The organism is Nocardia sp. NPDC056064, from assembly GCF_042266925.1.
Classification (GTDB): Bacteria; Actinomycetota; Actinomycetes; order Mycobacteriales; family Mycobacteriaceae; genus Nocardia.
In genome coordinates this window covers 2237293-2258942 of record NZ_JBHJWO010000001.1, presented here as the reverse complement: position 1 = coordinate 2258942, position 21650 = coordinate 2237293, and the positions used below count along the sequence as shown (strand labels likewise).

Below are 21650 nucleotides of genomic sequence, written 5' to 3'. Positions count from 1 at the left end.
CCAAAAACAATGGGGGTGGAGATCATGACCGAAGGAACCGTGCTGTGGCGCCCGACCGGGCCCGCCGAGCTGGCGCTGGTGGCCGAATCCGGTTGGCGCGCTTGGCCACCCCGCCTGCCCGACCAGCCGATCTTCTATCCGGTGCTCACCGAGGACTACGCGATCATGATCGCCCGCGACTGGAACGTGCCCGCGTCCGGTGCCGGGTACGTCACCCGCTTCACCGTCGACACCGCCTACCTGGCGAACTACGAGGTCCACCAGGTGGGCGGTCGCGACATCCTCGAATACTGGATACCCGCCGAGGAACTGGACGATTTCAACGCCCACCTCCTCGGCCCCATCGAACTGGTGCGCACCTTCCCGGAATCCGCCGACCCGGCGTAGATCCCGGTGGATCTGTTCACTCCCCGCGCCGTCGCCCGCCTGGCGAACCGTCACAACGTTCTCCTGGCGGGCGCCGGCGGCGGCTTCGACGCCTACGCCGCCCTGCCGCTGGCCGTCGCCCTCCACGCCGCCGGCGTCCGCGTCCACTTCGCGAACCTCTCCTTCACCGACCCGTCGGCACTGGCCGCGCTCGAGCGGGACGGCCTCGTTCCGGTGGTTCCGGACTCCCGGGGCCCGGCGACGTACATCCCCGAGCGAAGTCTCGCGCGGGCGCTCGTCCCGACCGGCATGTCGCCTGTCGTCCACGCACTCCCGCGGGCGGGTGTCGCTCCGCTCCGCGCGCAGTACGCGCTGCTGGCCGAGCGGCTCGCGCTGGACGCGATCGTCCTCGTCGACGGCGGCACCGACATCCTGCTGCGCGGTGACGAGGAACGGCTCGGCACACCCGAGGAGGACCTGGCGAGCCTGGCCGCCGTCGCCGGGCTGGATCACGCCCTCGAGCGGCAGGTCTTCTGCCTGGGCTTCGGGATCGACAGCTTCCACGGCGTCAACCACGTCCACGTCCTGGAGAACATCGCCGACCTGGACGCGGCGGGGGCGTACCTGGGCGCCTTCTCCATCCCCGGCGACGCCCCCGGCGCCCTGCTCTACCGCGACGCGGTCGCCGCGGCGGCGCGGGAGACACGGCGGCCCAGCCTGGTCAACGGGCAGATCGCGGCCGCGCTCGCCGGTGCGCACGGCGATGTGGCCGTGCCGGGGCGCACGCGGGTGGGGGAGTTGTTCGTCAATCCGCTGATGGCCATGTACTTCACCGTCGATCTCGTCGGGCTCGCCCGGCGGCACCGGTGCCTGGAGCGGCTGGAGGGGACGGAAACGGTCGAGGACGTGGCGCGCCGGATAGGGGAGTCGCGGGTGGGGGTCGAGTTGCGGCGGCCCCGGGTGTTTCCGCACTGAATTGCCGCCGGAAATGTGGTGTGCGCAGGGAATTCAGGGTTGTGTGTGACGGAATGTAGCGGTGCCCCTATTTCTCGGGGCATGGGAAATTTGTCCTTATCAGTTGGCGCAATGTGAATCTCAGAGGGCTCTCATATTCGCCTCAGAAACATGGTGTATCACGCGAAAAGGCCTGGTGGTGATAGGTTTTTGCGTCAACTGTTACCGTCGTCACGAAATCGGGAAATTCGTAACCCGGGGCGATCGGGGCTCGATATGCCATTCGTAAGCCAGCCCCGCTGGACCTATCGAGAAACAGAGGAATTCTTATGATCCCCGTTATCATCGACACCGGTAGCGCCGCCCTGAACGGCCTCTTCGACACCCTCGGCGCCGCGCTCCACGGCATCGTCGACACCCTGTGGACCGGTTCCTTCGGCGGCTGATCCAGCCCCCAGGTCGATGTGACGACCAGGTCCGCCCTGACCGCGTGACCTACGAGAAGGCCCCGCACCCGGACGAGGTGTGGGGCCTTCCCGCGTTCAGTGCGAGTGCGTGGCGGTGCCGCGTCCCGGCACGTGTGTCGGACCGTGCGACTCGCCGCAGTGCCCCTCGTCCGGCCGCGCGGCGCCGATATCGAGCACCTTCGGGTTCGCGTGGTCGACCTGCAGGGTGACGTGCCCGATGTGGTGCTCGTGGTCGAGCATGTGCGCGATGTCCTCGCGCACCGCGTGGCAATCGTGCCCCGGCTCCACCAGCACGTGCGCCGACAGCGCGGGCGAGCCGGAGGTGATCTCCCAGATGTGCAGGTCGTGCACCTCGGTGACGCCTTCGCGGGCGGCCATGTCGCGGCCCACCCGCGCCGGGTCGAGATAGTCGGGCGCGGCCTCGAGGAAGATGCGGCTCGACGCGCGGATCAGGCCGATACCCGCCTTGATCATCAGCACCACCACGATCAGGCTGGCCACGATGTCGGCACGCGCCCACCCGGTGAGAATGATGACCAGACCGGCCACCGCCGTGGCGATGAAGGCGAACAGATCGTTGAGGATGTGCTGGTAGGCGCCCTCGACATTGAGACTCGACCGGTCGGCCTTGCTGATCATCCAGGTCGCCAGCACATTCACCACCACGCCGACCAGTGCGGTGATCAGCACGAGCGTGCCGTGCACCTCCGGCGGCTCGAACAGCCTGCGGATCGCCTCGTAACCCAGCCACATCGCCAGCAGCAGCAGCGTCAGCCCGTTGGCCTGGGCCGAGAGGATCTCCACCCGCTTCCAGCCGAAGGTCATCCGCCCCGCCGCCGGGCGCGCCGCCAGCCGGATCGCGAGCAGCGCCAGCACGATGGAGGCCGCGTCGGTGGTCATGTGCGCCGCGTCCGAGAGCAGTGCCAGCGAGTCGGCGATGACGCCGACGATCACTTCACCGATCAGGAACGTGACGATCACCGCCAGTGCCCCCGCCAGCCACCGCCGATCGCTGTCGGCCGACACCCCGTGGTCGTGCCCGTGTCCTGCGCCCATCGCGTTCCCCTTCTGCTGCGGTTCGATCGAGGGCTATCGTATGCACACATCGCTATGTGTGCAATTCCTTCGTTGTCGACGACGGCGCGCACGGGCCATCCAGGCTGGTCACCGGCGGTTACCAGCCTAGGCTCTGGACGGGCGTTGTGGTGAGGTCGCTCAGTCCGGGTCGGGCCAGGTGTCCTCGACGATCACCCGCGCCGCCGCGTACTGCTCGGCGATCAGCGACGGGGGATAGGTCGGCCAGGCCGACACCGCGCCCGTCCGCTTGTCGATCACGTACACCGAACCGCCGACCGGCACCGGCCGATCCGCAGGCGCGTGCGTCGGCACGACCGCGAAAACGGCGAAACCCTCGGGGAATTCGGCGATCCGGCGTTCGGTGCCCGGCGCGTCGGCGGGTAGGTGATCGTCCGCGATGCGGGTGGCCTCGGCCCGGTCGACCGGCGTCTGCGCGCCGGTCGGAAATGCATGGATGTCCACGTAACAACAGCTCCTCGCCGCGATTGTCGTCGCCGCGCCGCCGTCGTGGGTGGGGAATCGGGGAAGCCGCCGAAAAGGGCGAGCCCGGCAGCCCTGCTCCCCCCTCCTGGAGCAGGCCCGGCCGGGCTCGCAGGAAAAGTGTCGCGCGGGGGCCCAGCAGTCTTCTGAAGACCGGCTTAAGAAGCGACGTTGTCATCGGGGGCCGCCGGTGCGATATATCGATATGACCGACACACCCTGCGGCGCGCACTGCGCGCGACTGTGCACCAGAGACGGGCTGGCGGCGATGCTGGCCGCCGACCACGGCCTGCTGCACTGGCGGGCGATGCGCAGCCTCGGCGATCGGGGCCTGGCAGAACACGCGGTGCAGGAGACCCTGCTGCGCGGGTGGCGGGCGTGCGGGGTGTTCGACGACCGCAAAGGCACTGTGCGGGCGTGGCTTTCGACGATCGAGCGGCATGTCCTCATCGATATCGCGCGGGCGCGGGCGGCCCGCCCCGGCGACGTGGGCTGGGACGACATCACCGAGTTGCCTGTCTGCGGCGGACCGGATTTCGCCGAGGGGGTGATCGACGGTCTGCTCGTCGAGCACCTGCTCGCGCTGCTGCCGGAACCCCAGCGGGCGGCGGTGGTCGAGGTGATCCTGCGCGATCGTGGATACCGGGAAGTGGCAGCGGATTTCGGCATTCCGGTGGGCACGGTGAAGACGCGGGTGCACTATGCGCTTCGGTCACTGCGGCAGTTGCCAGACGTTGCCTGAGTAGGTCCGATTTCCGCGCATCTGGGCGTCTGACCAGCGCTTTTTCTGCCTTTTCCGGCGGTTGCATTTCGGTAACGGTGCTTGATCTGCGGTAACGCTCGTTGCAAGAGTGAACCAGTGGGTTTGGTGTTACCAATGGGAAGGGAGGGGTGCTCCGGTCCCGGGGTGCCGACCGAACATATGCAACCAAACATCATCAACGCCGGTCTCTGCTCCGCTGTCTCCGCCGCGGTCGTGGTGTCGCTGTCCGGGCTGATGCCCGTGACCGCCCACGCGGCGCCACCCGGGCAGCCCGCCGACAGACTGGTCGGGAAGACGATCTTCCTCGACCCCGGTCATCAAGGATCGGACCACGCCGAGAATCTCAGCCGCCAGGTCGACGACGGCCGCGGCGGCACCAAGGACTGCCAGACCACCGGCATGACCTCGCTGCACGGCATCCCCGAGCACACCATCAACTGGGAGGTCGCGCAGCTGGTCAAGGCGTCGCTGCAGGCCCTGGGCGCCGAGGTGGTGCTCAGCCGCGACGACGACTCCGGCTGGGGCGGATGTGTCGACGATCGGGCCCGCGCGGCCAACGCGTCGGGCGCCCAGATCGCGGTGAGCATCCACGCCGACAGCGCACCCGCCGACCTGAGCGGCTTCCACCTCATCGTCCCGGAACTGCCGATCCCCGACACCGCCGCCGAGCACGCGCAGTCCGGCGCGGGCCGGGCGGCCTCGGCCGCGATGCGCGACGCCTACCGCGCCGCCGGTTTCGCCTCGGCCACCTACGCCGGTGTCCAGGAGGGACTGCAGACCCGTGCCGATATCGCGGGCCCCGCGCTCACCCATATCCCGCTGGTCTTCGTCGAGATGGGCAACGGCGCCAACGCCGAGGACGCGGCGCTGCTGGAATCGCGCGAAGGACAGCTGAAGCACGCGGTAGCGATCGCCACCGGCGTGGTGGGCTTCCTGATGAACGCACCCGTCGCCGGGACGACTCCGGTCGTGGAACCGGACCAGGCCGCGGGCTCGGCGGAACCGACCGCCCCCGGCGCGACCGCGAACGGCACGGAGTCGACCGACGGTGCCGCTTCTTCGGAGCCCGCCGACTCGGGTGCCGCTCCGACCGAGCCCGGAACCGCTTCCCCTGAGGGCACCGGGCCTGCGGGCGCGCCCACCGACAGCACGGGCCCGGCTGCTCCGCCCGCCGCGGACTCCAACGGCTCTCCGGCCCCCGGCCAGCCCAACAGTGCCCCCGCACAGGGCGCAGACGCGGCACCGTCGGACTCGGCCGGTGCCCCCGCACAGGGCGCCGATGCGGCACCGTCGGACTCGGCCGGTGCCCCCGCGCAGGGGACTGACCCAACATCGCCGGACCCGGCCGCTGCCCCCGCACCGGAACAGGACCCCGCAGCCCCGCTCTCGGCCGACCAGGGCGCGTCGCCGTCTGACCAGGGCGCTCCGTCCGACACTCCTGCCCCCGTTGATTCGGCTCCGGCGGAAGACCCGGCCCCCGCTCCAGCGGACGCACCGGTCCCCGCCCCTCCGGCCGACGACCCGGCCCCTGCTCCGGTGGAGGACCCCGCCCCCGCGGACCCCGCCGCCGAGGCCCCTGCCGCCGCACCGATCAGCCTGTTCGCCGCCGTCCGCCGCCCGGTCGCCGACGACCCGAAGCCGCCCACCGGCTCCAGCGGCCACCTGTCCATCCCCGGCGAGAAGAAACCGGACCCGGCCACCAACGGCCCGTCCCCCATCGCCCCGAAACCCCCGACCGGCTCCACCGGTGGCCTCACCATCCCCGGCGACAACCCGCCCCCACCCGCCGCCCCGGAAGGCACAGCCGACCCGACCCCCGAAAACGGTGTCGACCCGGCCCCCGACACCGACAGCTCCCCGGCACCGGACGCTGCACCGGCAGACGCGGCGGCAGACGCCCCGGCAGACGCCCCGGCACGGCAGGACGCACCGGCAGATGCTCGGGCGGCCGAAGCCGCTCCGTCGGATGGACCGAAGCCCGCGGCCTCTCCGTCGGAGGAGCCGAGCACCGAGGCTGGTCCGGCGGAGGCACCTGGCACGGAGGCTGGTCCGGCGGAGGCACCTGGCACGGAGGCTGGTCCGGCCGATGTACCGGCACCCGATGCCGCCTCGGCAGACGCACCCGAACCGAACGGCACCTCGGCAACAGACTCCGCGTCCACCCCCGGCGCCCTCCCTGCTGCCGCGCGCGGTCAACGATCGGTAGCGACTTCTGCCGCCGCGATGATCCTCGGCTCGCATCCAGGCATGGGCGCCATCCTCACCCAGGTCGACGACGACACCCCCGCTCAGGCCGACGGCACCGATCCCAGCAATGCCGCCACCGCACCCGCCCAGGGCAACGCCGCTACGGCGCCGAGTCAGGGCAATGGCGCCACCGCGCCGGGTCAGGGGCAGGGTGCCACGGCACCCGGTGAGGACGAGGCCGCTACGGCGCCGGGTCATGGACAGACCACCACAGCACCCGCTCAGAGCCAGGTCGACGGCACACCGGCGCAGGACGAGGCTGGCACCGCACCCAATCAAGGCAAGGCCGACGGCATACCGGCGCAGGGCCAGGCTGGCATCGCACCCGGTCAAGGCAAGGTCGATGGCACGCCGGCGCAGGGCGCCGCCGGCACCGCGACTGGAGAGACCGACGCGGTCCCGGATAAGGCTGACGCCGTTCCCGCTCCGGGTACGGCCCCGAATTCGGCGCCCGCTGCCGGGCCCGATTCCACGCCGGCACCCAGCGAAGCCACCGCTCCCACCCGGGAAGCTGTTCCTTCGAACGCTCCTGATTCGGCGCCGAGCACCGGTGCCGCCCGGACGACGACGTCGGTTCCGGCGGCGACGCCGCACGCTGCTCCGGCCCCGCGCGGCGTTCCGGCCCAGGGCCTGGGTCTGGTCCCGGTTCCCGGCGCGGATGCCGTTCCCACACCCGGCGCTGTCCCTCCGGCGGGTCTCGGTTCGGTGCCGGGTGCGGATGCCGTTCCCGCCCCGAGTGCGCCGGCAGGTCTGGTCCCGGTTCCCGGTGCGGACGCGGTTCCCGCCCCGAGTGCGCCGGCGGGTCTCGGTTCGGTGCCGGGCGCGGATGCTGTCCCCACACCGAGTGCGCCCGCAGGTCTGGTCCCGGTTCCCGGTGCGGACGCGGTTCCCACGCCCGGCGCCGGCCGCTCCGCCGTGCCTGACGCCGCCACCACTCCGGGCGCTGCTCCGGCCCAGGGTTTGGTTCCGGCACCCGGCGCGAACGCGGTTCCCACGCCCAGCGCTGTCCCGTCCGCCGTACCCGACACCGCCCGCATTCCCGGCGCTGCTCCGGCCCAGGGTTTGGGTCTGGTCCCGGCACCCGGTGTGGATGCTGTGCCGACGCCCGGTGCTGTTCCTCCGGCTGGTCTCGGGTCTGTTCCGGGGGCGGGCGCGGTTCCCGGCACCGCTCCGTCGGCGGGAGCGAACTCGGCGCCGGTGCCGGGTTCCGCGCCTGGTTCTCCGGTTCCCGGGCTGGGCTCGGTGCCCGCGCCGGGTTCGGTTCCGGCGGATCTGGGTTCTGTTCCGGCAGCGCCGGGGTCCACACCGAGTACCGGTGCCGCGCGGACGACGACCTCCGTCCCGTCCGACCCGCCGAGCCCGGCTCCGGCGACCACGGGCGATCCCACCCCGGCGACCACGGGTGACCCCGCCCCGGCGAACTCCGAGCCGGCAGGGCCGCCGCGCCCTCCGGTTCCGCCGAAGCAGACTTCCCCGGCGACTCCGGTCGGCCCGACCCCGGCACGCGCCCCGATCGGCGAACCGGTGCCCGTCCGCACCGCGCCGCCGGGAGCACCTTCGGCTCCGGCGCCCACCCCGCGCGAGCGTGGTACCACGCCGAAGTCCCAGGCGACACCGGATGAATCACTCCCCGACGTCAGCTCACTGAGCAGTTCGCTGGGCGGCCCGGTGATGACGATCATGAACCTGCTGATGCCCATGGCCCAGTCTCTCGGCATGGACAACAGCGCCGCCACCAGCCAGCTGATCAACCTCGCCTATACCCTCGCGGGCGTGGTGTTCGGCCCGACGAAGTGATCACGGCATACGCGGAAACCCGTACCCCGCGTACCACCGGATACGCCGCCTGATCAGCTCCGCGTTCAGCTCGGCATCCGGACCGGGGATGGTCAGGCTCAGACCCGGCACAGCGGTCGTCACCACGACGGCCGCTGTGTCGTTCGCGTGCAGCGGCCGTCCGTCGGGCAGCTGGAACCAGCGGTAGCCGCGTTGATCAGGGGGATACGGTCGCACCGATACCGCAGCGACATAGCGCAACTCGATGCGCAGCAAGGTCGTGATCTGCGGCGGGTACCCCGATATCTGCCGCCCCAGCCGATCGTGCGCACGCACGACGATCACGTCACCCACCAGTGCGACCTGCACGTTGTATGTCCCGTGCCGTCGGGGGTTCTCCCCGAATCGATGCCGATGCTCATAGGTCTGGATCCGCATCAGGATCTCCTGATCCGACTCCGCCAGATGCGCCGTGCCTGCCGCGTAGATCCGTTTCCGCGCCAGCTGGGAAACCAGCGCGGAGGCGAACGCCGCGAGCAGACCGAGCAGGATCGGCCACACCGGCAGCCACGACCCGTCGCCGACTCGCGCGCCGACCGTGAGCCCCACGACACCCATCGCGCACTGCCCGAGATAGGCGACGGCACCCATCGGCCACCGCCCGGCCGGCCACAGCCGCCCACGAACCCACCGGATCGCCCACCCGTGCGCAGCACCCATGACCAGCAGATTCATCAACGACAACAGCACCGCGATCAGCGCCGAGGGCGTGGTGAACCACGCGACGGTTCCGAGCGCGGCCGACCCCACGGGCAGAAGAACGAAAGCGATACCGAGATCACGCGCGACCAGCGGCCATCGGGCGCGCAAACTCGCCGCGATCGTCGGATCGGCCACGTCGTCCGGAACGGGAAACAGCCGCTCCCACACCGACGAGGCTTCGCCGTACGGCATCCCCATGTCCCCCCTTTTCAGCATTGCGATCGACGTTCGCCGACGCGGTGGCTCATGGTGCCGCATCGAGCCCTATCCCGCCAACGGCCGGAATCGGCGCGAACGCGGCCACGGACGCGCGCGGCCAGGTCGACTACGTGCCGTAGCCGGGTCGGGTGACCAGATCGTCGGTGTCCACCGGCCGAGGGAGTGGGCGCCGCGTAGTGGCACCATGGTCGGCGTGATTCCTGTCGTCATAGTCGCGGGCTTTCTCGGGTCGGGGAAGACGACCCTGCTCAACCATCTGCTGCGCAACAATCGCGGCACCCGCATCGGGGTGGTGGTCAACGACTTCGGGTCGGTGAACATCGACGCGATGCTGGTGGCTGGGCAGGTCGACGCGATGGTGTCGATGGGCAACGGGTGCGTGTGTTGCGCGGTGGACGTCTCCGAGCTCGACGATCTGTTCGGCCGGTTGGCCCAGCCGCGCAGCGCGGTGGATGTGATCGTGGTGGAGGCCAGCGGTCTGGCCGAGCCGCGCAATCTGATCCGGATGGTGATCGCCAACCCGAATCCGCGCATCGGGTACGGCGGGCTGGTCGAGGTGGTCGACGCCGAGCAGTTCGGGCAGACCAGCGCGCAACACCCGGAGCTGGTCTCGCACCTGCGCCTGGCCGATCTGGTGCTGGTGAACAAGGCCGACCGGGTGTCGCCGGAGGCCCTTGCCGAGTTGCGTGGGCAGCTGAGCGAATGGGTCGGCCAGGTGCCGGTCTACGCGACGACGCACGGCCGGGTCGACCCCGGTCTGCTCTTCGACGAGCGCACCCCGGAAGCCCCGAAGGTGGCTCAGCAGCTGAGTTTCGACTCGCTGCTCGACGAGCACGACCACGACGAACCCGGCCACCGTCATCTCCACGACGACTACGTCACAGTGACGTTCACCAGTGAGCACCCGCTGGACCCCCGCGCCCTGGTCACCTTCCTGGAGGACCCACCGCCAGGACTGTTCCGCGCCAAGGGATTCGTATCCTTCGCGGTGCCCGGCGAGCGCCGCAAATTCGAGGTGCACCTGGTCGGCCGACACGTCGTCTTCACCCCGGGCACCTGGGCGCGCGGCGAACGACGGATATCAACCCTGGTGCTGATCGGCACCGGAATCGACACCGAGCAGGCGCTGAAACGCTTGCGCGACACCGCCGTCGACGGACCGGCGCACGCCGACGAACAGGCCATGCTCGGCGTGTGGCGCTACACCCCGAGTGTGGACTAACCGCAGGCGTTGACCCATTCGGAGAGCCCGTCGGCGAACAACTGCCGCTTCCAGATGGGCACTTCGTGTTTGATCCGGTCCACCAGCTCATGGCAGACGGTGAACGCCTCGGCCCGATGCGGCGCCGCGACCGCGACCACCACCGCCAGATCGCCGATGGTGAGCGAGCCGATGCGATGGGTCGCGGCGACCGGAAGATCATGGGCGGCAGCCACTTCGGCACACAGCTGCCGCAGGAAGCGTTCCGCCTGCGGGTGCGCGGAGTACTCCAGCGCGCTGACCGCCTGACCACCGTCGTGATTGCGCACCTTGCCGGTGAACACCACCACCGCACCGAATTCCGGTCCGTCGACGGCCTTTTCGACCTCGATCGGGTCCAGATCGTCCTCGCGGATCGCGGTCAGCCGGACGAGGCCGTGCTCAGTCATGGTCGCCTCCTCCGGCCACCTGCGCCAGCAGATGATCCAACAACGGTTCCAGCACGGCGATGCCGTCTTTCACGCCACCGGGGGAACCCGGCAGGTTCACTACGACGGTACGTCCTGCCAGGCCCGCCACGCCACGACTCAGTGCCGCCAGCGGAAATTTCGCCGTGCCGCGCTGCCGGATGGCATCGGCGACCCCGGGCAGTTCCCGATCGAGCACCGCGCGAGTGGCTTCCGGTGTCGCGTCGGTGGGTGAGGCACCGGTGCCGCCGGTGGTGACGACCAGCGCGGGCCCGCCGGACAGCGCGTCGGCCAGCCCGGTCGCGATCTCCGCATCGGCGTAGACGAGCGGTCCGCGCACCGAGAAACCCTGCGCGGTCAGCCATTCGGTGAGGACGGGACCGGTGGTGTCATCGCGGGTCCCGGCGGCGGTGCGGGTGGACGCCACCACGACGACCGCCTTCGGTGAACCCGCCACGGCGTCAACGTCATTCGGTTCAACGGTCATCGAACCCGGGGTGTTGCCATGGGTGACCTCGGGCGTCGCGACCGCAGCGGGACGACTCTCCGGCCGCACCCAATGCCCGTGCTTGCCACCCTCTTTGGTGACCAGCCGCACCCCGTTCATCACCGCCGCCGGATCCACCGCCTTCACCATGTCGTGCAGCGTCAGCCCCGCCACCGCGACAGCGGTCAGCGCCTCCATCTCCACCCCGGTCGGCCCGGTGGTCTTGGCCGTCGCCTCGACCGTGATGGAGGTCTCGGTGAACCCGAACTCCACCTTCACCGACGACAGCGCCAGCTGATGACACAGCGGGATCAGCTCGGAAGTCTTCTTGGCACCGGCGATTCCGGCCAGCCGCGCGGTGGAGAGCACATCGGCCTTGGGCATCCCGTCGGCCCGCACCAGCGCGATCACCTCGGCCGTGGTCTGCAATTCCCCTGCGGCAACGGCGATCCGGGTGGTGTCGGCCTTCCCGCTCACATCCACCATGCGTGCGCGGCCTTCGCCGTCGACGTGGGACAACTCGCTCATAGCGACAAGATTCGCACAGGGGCGCCCACACCCAGCGAGGTGACCTCGGCCGGGACGTCGACGAGCACATCGGCCCAGGCCATCCCCGCGATCAGATGCGAGCCGGGACCGCCGATCACCTCGACCCCGTCGTCGGTGCGCAGGCCGCGGAGGAACTGGCGGCGCCCGGCGGGGGAGCGCAGCGGGGTGAGCAGGGTGGTCTCGCCGGTCGGCGCCGGGGGCAGGCCGCCCAGTGCCCGGATGGCCGGACGCGCGAACACCGCGTAGGACACCATCGTGCTGACCGGATTGCCGGGGAAGCTGAGCACCGGCACGCCGTCGACCACGGTGTAGCCCTGCGGGCCGCCCGGCTGCACGGCGACCGAGCCGAAGGTGCCGCCCAGCGGCTCGAGCACGTCCTTGACCACCTCGAAATCGCCCTTGGACACCCCGCCGGAGGTGAACACCACGTCGGCGGCCGCGGTGGCGGCGTGCAGGGCGGCGATGAACCGGGCCGGGTCGTCGGTGCTGTGCGCGATATCGACCACGTCGACCTCGTCGGCCCGCAGCGCGGCGGCCAGCGCGATGCCGTTGGAGTTGAAGATCTGTCCCGGCGCGAGCTCGCTGCCCGCCGGGCGTAACTCGTCGCCGGTGGTCAGGCACACCGCGCGCAGCCTGGTCAGCACCGGCACGGTGGGCAGCCCGACGGCGGCCAGCGCGGCGATGTGCCGGGGCGCCAGCACGGTGCCCGCCCGCGCCACCAGCGCGCCCACCCGTACGTCGGTCCCCGCTTCACGCACGAACTCACCGCGCCCGCGGCCGCGTTCCACGACGATCCGCTGCGGCCCGGCCTGCACGTCCTCCACCGGGATCACGCAGTCGGCACCGGGCGGCATGGGCGCCCCCGTCATGACCTTCAGCGCCGATCCGGCGGGCAGCTCCGGACCCGCCCTGCCCGCGGCGATCACCCCGGCGACCGGCAGTTCCACCGGCGTGACGGCCACATCGGCGGCGCGCACCGCGTACCCGTCCATGGCCGAGTTGCGGAACACCGGCAGATCGATCGGCGAGAGCACGTCGGCGGCGAGGACGCGGCCGAGCGCGCCGGGTACCGGGACCTGTTCGTCCTGGCGGTCGGCGAGCGGGGCCAGCAGCGCGGCGACGGTGTCGCGGTACTCGTCGACGCTGCGGGCCGACGCGGTGGCGGGCCGGGGAGTCATGGTCCCAGCCTAATCGCCGCCGGACCGGCGCGTTCTGCGCGCGTGGCTCACCGCGCGGGGTAGCTTGCGGTGAGCTGACGAGTTCGCGACCAATCGGCCCGCCGCACCGATTGTGCTGGGCCTTACGGGTCATACTAGAGAGATGACGTTGGTCGAGATGGGGATTCCCGCTGTGCGAACGGAGCTGCCGTCCCTCGACGGCAGGCCCGACACGCCTTTCCTCGTCGACCGCTTCGGCCGTGTCGCCCGCGATCTGCGCGTGTCCATCACCGAGAAGTGCTCGCTGCGCTGCACCTACTGCATGCCCGAGGAGGGCCTGCCGCCGATTCCGCGCCAGGAACTGCTCACCACCGACGAGATCGTGCGCCTGGTGTCGCTGGCGGTGCGCGAGCTCGGAGTCCGCGAGGTGCGCTTCACCGGCGGGGAGCCGCTGATGCGCCGCGAACTGGAGGACATCGTCGCGGGCTGTCACGCGGCCGTGCCCGACACGCCGCTGGCCATGACCACCAACGGCGTCGGCCTCGAACACCGGGTGCGCGCGCTCGCCGCGGCGGGCCTGTCGCGGGTCAATGTCTCCCTCGACACCGTCGACCGCCTCGATTTCACCCGCCTGACCCGCCGCGACCGCCTCGAATCGGTACTCAACGGCATCCGCGCCGCCCGCGACACCGGGCTGGCCCCGGTGAAGGTGAACGCCGTGCTGATGCGGCAGAACCTCGCGGGCGCGCCCGACCTGCTGGCCTGGTGCATCGCCGAGGGCTGCGAACTGCGGTTCATCGAGGAGATGCCGCTCGACGCCGACCACGAATGGGCCCGCGACCACATGGTCACCGCGGCCGACCTGCTCGACGTGCTCGGCACCCGCTTCACCCTCACCCCCACCGCCCGCGCCGACCCCTCGGCCCCGGCGGAGAAATGGCTGGTCGACGGCGGTCCGGCGACGGTGGGCATCATCGCCACCGTCACCCGCAAGTTCTGCGACAACTGCGACCGAACCCGCCTCACCGCCGACGGCATGCTGCGCTCGTGCCTGTTCAGCGACCAGGAGTTCGACGTGCGCACCGTGCTGCGGGCGGGCGCGAACGACGACGAGGTCGCCGAGCTGTGGCGCGGCGCGATGTGGCAGAAGTGGGCCGGACACGGTATCGACGCCGCCGGCTTCGTCCCCCCGGAACGCACGATGGGAGCCATCGGTGGTTGAGGTCCGCTACTTCGCCGCGATCGCCGACGCGGTCGGCAAGAACACCGAATCACTCGACCTGCCCGTGGGCGCCACCGTCGCCGATCTGCGCGCGACCCTGGCGGCCACCTACGGCACCGAGGTCGACACGCTGGTCCGCGTGTGCGCCTTCCTCATCGGCGACGAACTCACCCGCGACCCGGCGGCCATGCTGGTCGAACGCGTCGACGTGCTGCCGCCGTTCGCGGGCGGCTGAGCGTGGTCCAGAGCCGCGCCACCGACGTCGCGACCTACCTCGCCGAGCTCCCACCCGAGCGTCGCGCGGCCCTGACCCGGCTGCGCGAGCTGTGCCTGGCCGAGCTGCCCGGTTTCACCGAGGTGATGGCCTACGGCATGCCCGCCTACCAGCGCGACGGTGTCGGCGAGATCGCCTTCGCCGCCCAGAAGCAGTACATCTCCTTCTATCTGCTGCGCACCGATGTCCGCGACGCCTTCGCCGACCGGCTCGCCGGACACGACATGGGCAAGGGCTGCCTGCGCTTCCGCAAGGACCCGGACTACGACCTGGTCCGGGAACTGCTGCGCGCCACCGCGTCCGGCGAGGGTGTCAGCTGCTGAGAACGCTCAGCGCCACCAGGTGTCGAGCGGGGTGACCGGCACCGTGCGCTTGTGCCGGGTATTGGTGAAGATCGACTCCAGCCGCTCGGCGACCTCGGGCGTCACGTCCTTGCCCTCGAGGTAGTCGTCGATCTCGCTGTAGCGCAGGCCGAGTGCCTCCTCGTCGGGCAGCGCCGGGCGGTCGTCCTCGAGATCGGCCGTCGGCACCTTCGACCACACGCTCGACGGCGCGCCGAGTTCCTGCAGCAGCGCCGCGCCCTGGCGCTTGGTGAGCCCGGTGAGCGGGGTCAGGTCGACGCCACCGTCACCGAACTTGGTGAAGAAGCCGGTGACCGCCTCGGCGGCATGATCGGTGCCGACGACCAGCAGGTTCTCCTGCCCGGCCAGCGCGTACTGGGCGACCATCCGCTCGCGGGCCTTGATGTTGCCGCGCACGAAGTCGCGCAGCCGCTCGTGATCGAGCGCACCGGCCACCTCGGCGGCCACCGCGTCGGCACCGGGGCGGATGTTCACCACCACGCAGCGATCGGGGTCGACGAAGTTCAGGGCGATCTGCGCGTCGTGCTCGTCGGCCTGCACGCCGTAGGGCAGGCGTACGGCCAGGAAGGTGGCCTCGGTGTCCTCGGCGCGCAGTTCCTCGGCGGCGAGCTGGCACAGCCGACCGGCCAGCGCACTGTCCTGGCCGCCGCTGATGCCGAGGGCGAAGCCCTTGGCCGGGGTGCTGCGCAGATAGTCCTTGAGGAAGTCGACGCGGCGGCGGACCTCCTGCTTGGGCTCGATCTCGGGCAGCACACCCAGTTCGGTGATGATCTGTTCACGCAGTGTCGCCATGCCGTCTCACTCTACTTGTGCGGCAGGCGAAACAACCCGGCGAACGAGCCATTCCCAGTTGTCGCCGATCTGGTCGCGGGTGAAGCCGAGCGCGTCGATCTGGTGGGTGACCAGCGCCGCGGTGAGGGTGGCCAGCAGGGAGTCGGCGATCAGGGGGAGTGACCCGCGCACCCCGGCCGCCTGGAGCAGCAACTGGACGTGCGCCTTGTGCAGTCCGTAGGGACCGCCGCCGAAACGGGCGTCGCCCTGCTCGGCGGCCCGGTGCAGATCGCCTTCGACCTCGATGTCGAGCAGCCGGGTGCGCCCGAAGGCGATCAGCCGGTCGACCGGCTCGGCGGCGGGCCCGAGCGGGGCGGGGCCGAACATGAACGACGCCTGGAACTTCTGCTCGGAGTGGTCGAGCAGGGCCAGCATCAGGCCGGTGCGGTTGCCGAAGCGGCGGAACACGGTGCCCTTGCCCACGCCCGCGCGCTTGGCCAGCGCGTCCATCGTCAGCCCGTCGACACCGTGTTCGCGCACCAGCTGCTGGGCCGCGTCGAGCAGTAGGGCGCGATTGCGGGCGGCGTCGGCGCGCTCGACGGGCTCGGCGCTGCCGGGCAGGAGCTGCCCGATCGGCAGCAAGGGCGGCTCGTCCGACTTCGGTGTGCCGTAGCTCACGCCGCTCACACGTCCTCCGCGGGAAGTAATCGGACCTCGGTCCGGTTATTGTCGGATGAATCTGCGAAACATCCCCACCTACTGAGTACACCAGGAGTTGCCATGAGCGAGACCCGCATCCTCACTCTCGTCGGAAGCCTGCGCGCGGGCTCGATCAACCGCCGCCTGGCCGAGGCCGCCGCGCAGACCGCGCCCGAGGGTGCCGAGGTCTCGATCTACGAGGGCCTGGGTGAGCTGCCCTTCTACAACGAGGACCTCGACGTGCCCGGCCAGGTGCCCGCGCAGGCCGAGGCGCTGCGCGCGGCCGTCGCCGAGGCGGGCGCGATCCTGCTGGTGACCCCCGAATACAACGGCACCCTGCCCGCCGTGCTGAAGAACGCCATCGACTGGGCCTCGCGCCCGTACGGCGCCGGTGCGATCAAGGGCAAGCCGGTCGCCGTGGTGAGCGCGTCGATCTCCCCGAACGCCGCCGCCTGGGCGCACGGCGACACCGTCAAGTCCGTCGGCGTGGCCGGTGGTGTGGTCGTCGAGGCGGCCGTCGCGCAGTTCGGCGGCATCGGCGAGCGCTTCGGCGCGACCCACCCGGCCGAGGACGCCGAGGCGCTGACCCAGCTCGGCGCGATCGTGCACGAACTGGTGGCCGCGGCGGACGCGGTGGTCGTCACCGCGTAAGCTGTCCTGCGGCTCTGACAGGGGCGTCGCATCCGTTCGCGGAGGCGACGCCCCTTCGCCGTCCCCGGGGTTTGCTGAAGACTCGCCGAGATGCGAAATCGTGATCTGGGCCACTGTTTCACCAGCGTGTCGATCGCGCGTCCTGGGACTTACCGCGTGGGAATTACATCTGTGCGACTCGCAACACCTTGTGTTGTTCCAATCTGTCGGCCACTAGGTGTAGTGTCTTCGGTACTGGAAGACGGTGTGAAGCCACCACTGATCGGGCCCAAGGGAAGGGGTTACGAGCAGGGCTTTCTTCGCCAGATCCAGGAGTTTGCGCAGCATCACCGTTCGTGCTTTGCATACGGATCTCAGGCTGTGGATCAGGCATAGGAGAGGGAGAACCCAGATGACCGTCACCGTGTACACCAAGCCCGCGTGCGTCCAGTGCAATGCCACCTACAAGGCGCTCGACAAGGTCGGGGTGGAGTACGACATCATCGACATCTCCGAGAACGCCGAGGCACGCGACTACGTCATGGCGCTCGGCTACCTGCAGGCGCCGGTCGTCGTCGCCGGCGAGGACCACTGGTCGGGCTTCCGTCCCGACCGCATCAAGTCGCTCGCCGTCGCGGCCGCCTAGGACTTCGCCGGAAGGAGGCGCCATGCCCGAGCGGAGCACTCCGGGCGGGCTGGTCTACTTCTCCAGCGCTTCGGAGAACACTCATCGTTTCGTCGAGAAGCTGGGTCTCCCGGCCACTCGGCTACCACTGCACACCGCTGAATCGCTGCGCGTCGACGAACCCTACGTGCTGATCACCCCGACCTACGGGGGTGGTCGGCACGTCATGGGTGGACAACGTCCCGACAAGGACCTCGTACCGCGGCAGGTCGCCAAGTTCCTCAACGACCCGCACAACCGCGCTCTGCTGCGCGGGGTGATCGCGGCCGGAAACACGAACTTCGGCGATACCTATTGCGCTGCGGGCGACATCATCTCGCGCAAATGCGGGGTGCCGTACCTGTATCGCTTCGAACTCATGGGAACCGCTGAGGACGTCGCGCGCGTCCGAGAGGGATTGGGATTGTTTTGGCAACAGCAACCACAGCACCGGCAGGCAAGTCAGCCCGTCTAGAGCAGGCCGCGGTGCGTGCCGACGCGGGCGAGGTCCTGGACTACCACGCCCTCAACGCCATGCTGAACCTGTACGGCCCCGACGGCGAGATCCAGTTCGACAAGGATCGCGAGGCCGCGCACCAGTACTTCCTGCAGCACGTCAACCAGAACACGGTCTTCTTCCACAACCTGGACGAGAAGCTCGACTACCTGGTCGAGGAGAACTACTACGAGGCCGAGGTGCTCGACCAGTACGGTCGCCCCTTCGTCAAGCAGCTGTTCCAGCAGGCCTACGCCAAGAAGTTCCGGTTCCCCACCTTCCTCGGCGCGTTCAAGTACTACACCTCCTACACCCTCAAGACCTTCGACGGTAAGCGCTACCTGGAGCGTTTCGAGGACCGTGTCGTCATGGTCGCGCTGACCCTGGCCGCCGGTGACGAGGTGCTCGCGGGCAAGCTGGTCGACGAGATCATCGACGGCCGCTTCCAGCCCGCCACCCCCACCTTCCTCAACTCCGGCAAGAAGCAGCGCGGCGAGCCCGTGTCCTGCTTCCTGTTGCGCATCGAGGACAACATGGAGTCGATCGGTCGCTCCATCAACTCCGCGCTGCAGCTGTCCAAGCGTGGCGGCGGTGTCGCCCTGCTGCTGAGCAACATCCGTGAGCACGGCGCGCCGATCAAGAAGATCGAGAACCAGAGCTCGGGTGTCATCCCGATCATGAAGCTGCTCGAGGACTCGTTCTCCTACGCCAACCAGCTCGGCGCGCGCCAGGGCGCGGGCGCGGTGTACCTGCACGCGCACCACCCCGACATCTACCGCTTCCTCGACACCAAGCGCGAGAACGCCGACGAGAAGATCCGCATCAAGACGCTGTCACTGGGTGTGGTGATCCCCGACATCACCTTCGAGCTGGCGAAGAAGAACGAGGACATGTACCTGTTCTCGCCGTATGACGTCGAGCGCATCTACGGCAAGCCGTTCGCCGATGTCGACGTCACCGAGAAGTACTACGAGATGGTCGACGACAAGCGCATCCGCAAGTCGAAGATCAAGGCGCGCGAGTTCTTCCAGACCATCGCCGAGCTGCAGTTCGAGTCCGGCTACCCGTACATCATGTACGAGGACACCGTGAACCGGGCCAACCCGATCGCGGGCAAGATCACCCACTCGAACCTGTGCTCGGAGATCCTGCAGGTCTCCACCCCCTCGGAGTTCAACGACGACCTCTCGTACTCCAAGGTCGGCAAGGACATCTCCTGCAACCTGGGCTCGCTCAACATCGCCAAGGCCATGGACTCGCCCGACTTCGGCCAGACCATCGAGACCTCGATCCGCGCCCTGACCGCCGTCTCCGACCAGACCCACATCTACTCGGTGCCCTCGATCGAGCAGGGCAACAACGAGTCCCACGCCATCGGCCTGGGCCAGATGAACCTGCACGGCTACCTCGCCCGTGAGCGCGTCCACTACGGCTCCGAAGAGGGCGTGGACTTCACCAACATCTACTTCTACACCGTGGTCTACCACGCGATCCGGGCCTCGAACCTGATCGCCAAGGAGCGCGGCAGCGCCTTCGGCGGCTTCGCCGAGTCCAAGTACGCCTCCGGCGAGTACTTCGACAAGTACACCGACCAGGTGTGGGAACCCAAGACCGCCAAGGTCGCCCAGCTCTTCGCCGACGCGGGCATCCAGATTCCCACCCAGGACGACTGGCGCGAACTGAAGGCTTCGGTCCAGGAGTTCGGCATCTACAACCAGAACCTCCAGGCCGTCCCCCCGACCGGCTCGATCTCCTACATCAACCACTCCACCAGCTCGATCCACCCGGTGGCATCCAAGATCGAGATCCGCAAGGAAGGCAAGATCGGCCGCGTCTACTACCCGGCCCCGTATCTCACCAACGACAACCTCGAGTACTACGAGGATGCCTACGAGATCGGCTACGAGAAGATCATCGACACCTACGCCGCGGCTACCCAGCACGTGGACCAGGGCTTGTCGCTGACCCTGTTCTTCAAGGACACCGCCACCACCCGCGACATCAACAAGGCCCAGATCTACGCCTGGCGCAAGGGAATCAAGACGCTCTACTATATTCGTCTGCGTCAAATGGCCCTCGAAGGGACGTCCGTGGAGGGCTGCGTCAGCTGCGCATTGTGAATGTCCGGTAACCGACTCGGCACGGGGGGACGATGGAAAAGCCATGTCACGGTGTGATTTACGGCGTTCGTCTCCGTGCCGAGTACGACTACAGGTATATCGGGCTGACAACGAAGTCGGAGAAGGTGCGGCTCCGGCAACATTTCAAGGTTGCTCGTGAAGGTCGGAAGACCCCGTTCTACGACTGGCTGCGAAAGCAGGATCGCGATGACGTGATCGCTGACATCCTCGATTGGGTCTACGGACTGGATGATCTGGGACGCGCGGAGATTGCTTGGATTGCCTATCTGCGCAGAGAAGGCCAGCCACTGCTCAACCTTGCCGATGGTGGACTCGGGCCGACCGGGGTGGTCTGGACGGAGGAGATGCGGGAGGCTGCCCGGATTCGGTCGACCGGCCGTCCGGGTGTGCATCGATTCGGCGAAGCTGCCCCCTTCTTCGGGCACAATCACTCGGCGGCGCAGCGGGCGAAATGGTCTATCGAGCGCAAAGGTACGAACGCGGGCGAAGCAAACCCCAACTACGGGAAGTTCGGCCCGGAACACCCTGCGTTCGGCCGGGTGATGTCCGAGGAATCACGTCGGCGTCTCTCCGCGATGAGAATGGGTGCCGGAAATCCGAACTTCGGAAAGACGGCCAGCGCCGAAACCCGGGCGAAGATGTCTGCCGTTCGGAAAGGTCGACCGATGCCGTCGAGCAAGCGCAACGCGCACACCCGCCACCACACGAACAAGGGCGTGTTCAAAGAGTCTTGTACGTATTGCGTCGAGGACCTGTCACGCCGGAACGATCCAGAGACCGAGAGCTGAATCGGATCGCGGGCCCCGGCGAGCGATCCGCCGGACAGCACCGGAAGCGATATACCGGCTGAGTCAGCCGATGCTGCCGAAGATGTCGAAGCAGGACCAGCCGCCGCGGAACCATTGGGTGACGAGTTGCCACAGGGACGGGCGGGTGCCGTCGGCGCGGCGCAGGCGCAGGCCGAAGGAGCATTTGCCGATGGTGGTGTGGGTGAGGTGCTGGATGATCGTGCGGTGCAGGAAGGACGCGCCGAGCCAGGCGGCGAGGCCGTAGAGGACGGCGGTGGGGCCGGCGGCGAGGTACCAGGCGGTGGCGCCGATGGCGGCGTGCAGGATCGCGTCGATGAGGAAAGCCGCGATCACGCCGGTCTCCGCGCCGCTGGATGTCGTTCCGGTGAGCGGGAATTCACTCTTCGGAGACGCCGGTGCGGCGGGCTCGCGGGGGACGTAGGCCAGTCGTCCGTCGGCGTCGCGCTCGTATCGGCCGTGTCGCGCCGCGGGCCGGATCGGTGCTGCAGTGCTCATGGGGTCAGCGTGGTGCACCGCGCTTAACAGGCACCCGCTGCAGTCCTTGTACCGCAACCTCCGGTCGAATTGTCGTCTCAACGACCAATATTCCGCACCGCCGCGGCCCGGTGCG

The 21650-nt window shown here is 69.3% G+C and carries 22 protein-coding genes; 13 read left to right on the top strand and 9 right to left on the bottom strand.

Annotated features, from left to right (window positions below):
- Positions 1-24 precede the first annotated feature (24 nt).
- Together ACFC06_RS10325 and ACFC06_RS10320 are read left to right on the top strand one after the other, a co-directional pair.
- Complete coding sequence (locus ACFC06_RS10325) at positions 25-387, top strand: ADP-ribosylation/crystallin J1 (RefSeq protein ID WP_375929468.1); 363 nt, start codon at positions 25-27, stop codon at positions 385-387.
- A 6-nt stretch (positions 388-393) separates the two neighbouring features.
- Positions 394-1341 carry a DUF1152 domain-containing protein gene (locus tag ACFC06_RS10320; RefSeq protein ID WP_375929467.1) on the top strand — a complete coding sequence of 316 codons (948 nt, stop codon included), beginning with the start codon at positions 394-396 and terminating at the stop codon, positions 1339-1341.
- A gap of 521 nt (positions 1342-1862) precedes the next feature.
- Here ACFC06_RS10320 and ACFC06_RS10315 read toward each other — a convergent pair.
- Together ACFC06_RS10315 and ACFC06_RS10310 are read right to left on the bottom strand one after the other, a co-directional pair.
- Positions 1863-2843 (bottom strand): cation diffusion facilitator family transporter, encoded by a 981-nt coding sequence (locus ACFC06_RS10315; protein WP_375929466.1) that lies wholly within the window; start codon positions 2841-2843, stop codon positions 1863-1865.
- 159 nt (positions 2844-3002) lie between these two features.
- Positions 3003-3326: a hypothetical protein gene (locus tag ACFC06_RS10310; protein WP_375929465.1), complete on the bottom strand. Its 324-nt coding sequence runs from the start codon at positions 3324-3326 to the stop codon at positions 3003-3005.
- Between the two features lie 223 nt (positions 3327-3549).
- On the opposite strand from ACFC06_RS10310, the gene ACFC06_RS10305 reads away from it, so the two are divergent.
- Positions 3550-4086, top strand: coding sequence for a sigma-70 family RNA polymerase sigma factor (locus tag ACFC06_RS10305; protein WP_375929464.1), 537 nt, complete (start codon positions 3550-3552; stop codon positions 4084-4086).
- 180 nt (positions 4087-4266) lie between these two features.
- The gene (locus tag ACFC06_RS10300; protein ID WP_375929463.1) at positions 4267-8151 is read left to right on the top strand and encodes an N-acetylmuramoyl-L-alanine amidase; all 3885 of its coding nucleotides are present in this window, start codon (positions 4267-4269) and stop codon (positions 8149-8151) included.
- Here the strand turns inward: ACFC06_RS10300 and ACFC06_RS10295 are convergent, their stop codons facing one another.
- A complete protein-coding gene (locus ACFC06_RS10295) occupies positions 8152-9150 on the bottom strand; it encodes a hypothetical protein (RefSeq protein WP_375929462.1) in 999 nt (332 codons plus the stop codon).
- Between the two features lie 145 nt (positions 9151-9295).
- On the opposite strand from ACFC06_RS10295, the gene ACFC06_RS10290 reads away from it, so the two are divergent.
- Positions 9296-10333: a CobW family GTP-binding protein gene (locus ACFC06_RS10290; RefSeq protein WP_375929461.1), complete on the top strand. Its 1038-nt coding sequence runs from the start codon at positions 9296-9298 to the stop codon at positions 10331-10333.
- Here the strand turns inward: ACFC06_RS10290 and ACFC06_RS10285 are convergent.
- From ACFC06_RS10285 to glp, 3 genes are read right to left on the bottom strand one after another with little or no spacing between them, the layout of a single operon-like run.
- Positions 10330-10761, bottom strand: coding sequence for a molybdenum cofactor biosynthesis protein MoaE (locus tag ACFC06_RS10285; protein WP_375929460.1), 432 nt, complete (start codon positions 10759-10761; stop codon positions 10330-10332). The two genes, ACFC06_RS10290 and ACFC06_RS10285, sit on opposite strands and share 4 nt — an antisense overlap.
- On the bottom strand, positions 10754-11794 hold the full coding sequence (moaCB, locus tag ACFC06_RS10280) for a bifunctional molybdenum cofactor biosynthesis protein MoaC/MoaB (RefSeq protein WP_375929459.1): 1041 nt from the start codon (positions 11792-11794) through the stop codon (positions 10754-10756). Before moaCB ends, ACFC06_RS10285 begins: the two co-directional genes overlap by 8 nt.
- On the bottom strand, positions 11791-12993 hold the full coding sequence (gene glp / locus ACFC06_RS10275) for a gephyrin-like molybdotransferase Glp (RefSeq protein ID WP_375929458.1): 1203 nt from the start codon (positions 12991-12993) through the stop codon (positions 11791-11793). The genes moaCB and glp overlap by 4 nt, the downstream gene beginning before the upstream one ends.
- 142 nt (positions 12994-13135) lie before the next feature.
- Between glp and moaA the strand changes: the two genes are divergently transcribed.
- From moaA to ACFC06_RS10260, 3 genes are read left to right on the top strand one after another with little or no spacing between them, the layout of a single operon-like run.
- A complete protein-coding gene (gene moaA / locus ACFC06_RS10270) occupies positions 13136-14194 on the top strand; it encodes a GTP 3',8-cyclase MoaA (protein ID WP_375929457.1) in 1059 nt (352 codons plus the stop codon).
- A complete protein-coding gene (locus ACFC06_RS10265) occupies positions 14187-14429 on the top strand; it encodes a MoaD/ThiS family protein (protein ID WP_375929456.1) in 243 nt (80 codons plus the stop codon). The genes moaA and ACFC06_RS10265 overlap by 8 nt, the downstream gene beginning before the upstream one ends.
- Positions 14430-14431: 2 nt before the next feature.
- On the top strand, positions 14432-14791 hold the full coding sequence (locus ACFC06_RS10260) for an iron chaperone (RefSeq protein WP_375929455.1): 360 nt from the start codon (positions 14432-14434) through the stop codon (positions 14789-14791).
- Positions 14792-14797: 6 nt separating this feature from the next.
- On the opposite strand, the gene nadE is transcribed toward ACFC06_RS10260, so the two are convergent.
- Positions 14798-15622 (bottom strand): ammonia-dependent NAD(+) synthetase, encoded by an 825-nt coding sequence (nadE, locus tag ACFC06_RS10255; protein ID WP_375929454.1) that lies wholly within the window; start codon positions 15620-15622, stop codon positions 14798-14800.
- A gap of 6 nt (positions 15623-15628) precedes the next feature.
- Positions 15629-16288 (bottom strand): TetR/AcrR family transcriptional regulator, encoded by a 660-nt coding sequence (locus ACFC06_RS10250; protein WP_375929453.1) that lies wholly within the window; start codon positions 16286-16288, stop codon positions 15629-15631.
- A 93-nt stretch (positions 16289-16381) separates the two neighbouring features.
- Between ACFC06_RS10250 and ACFC06_RS10245 the strand changes: the two genes are divergently transcribed.
- The 5 genes from ACFC06_RS10245 to ACFC06_RS10225 all read left to right on the top strand — a co-directional run bounded on the left by ACFC06_RS10245 (position 16382) and on the right by ACFC06_RS10225 (position 21019).
- On the top strand, positions 16382-16951 hold the full coding sequence (locus ACFC06_RS10245; RefSeq protein WP_375929452.1) for an NAD(P)H-dependent oxidoreductase: 570 nt from the start codon (positions 16382-16384) through the stop codon (positions 16949-16951).
- A 391-nt stretch (positions 16952-17342) separates the two neighbouring features.
- Positions 17343-17576, top strand: coding sequence for a glutaredoxin-like protein NrdH (nrdH, locus tag ACFC06_RS10240; protein ID WP_375929451.1), 234 nt, complete (start codon positions 17343-17345; stop codon positions 17574-17576).
- A gap of 22 nt (positions 17577-17598) precedes the next feature.
- Positions 17599-18069: a class Ib ribonucleoside-diphosphate reductase assembly flavoprotein NrdI gene (nrdI, locus tag ACFC06_RS10235; RefSeq protein WP_375929450.1), complete on the top strand. Its 471-nt coding sequence runs from the start codon at positions 17599-17601 to the stop codon at positions 18067-18069.
- A gap of 11 nt (positions 18070-18080) precedes the next feature.
- Complete coding sequence (gene nrdE, locus ACFC06_RS10230; protein WP_375929449.1) at positions 18081-20210, top strand: class 1b ribonucleoside-diphosphate reductase subunit alpha; 2130 nt, start codon at positions 18081-18083, stop codon at positions 20208-20210.
- 32 nt (positions 20211-20242) lie between these two features.
- Entirely contained in the window at positions 20243-21019 is a 777-nt protein-coding gene (locus ACFC06_RS10225) for an NUMOD3 domain-containing DNA-binding protein (protein ID WP_375929448.1), read from the top strand.
- A gap of 63 nt (positions 21020-21082) precedes the next feature.
- Here ACFC06_RS10225 and ACFC06_RS10220 read toward each other — a convergent pair whose 3' ends face one another.
- Positions 21083-21535 carry an RDD family protein gene (locus ACFC06_RS10220; RefSeq protein WP_375929447.1) on the bottom strand — a complete coding sequence of 151 codons (453 nt, stop codon included), beginning with the start codon at positions 21533-21535 and terminating at the stop codon, positions 21083-21085.
- Positions 21536-21650 lie beyond the last annotated feature (115 nt).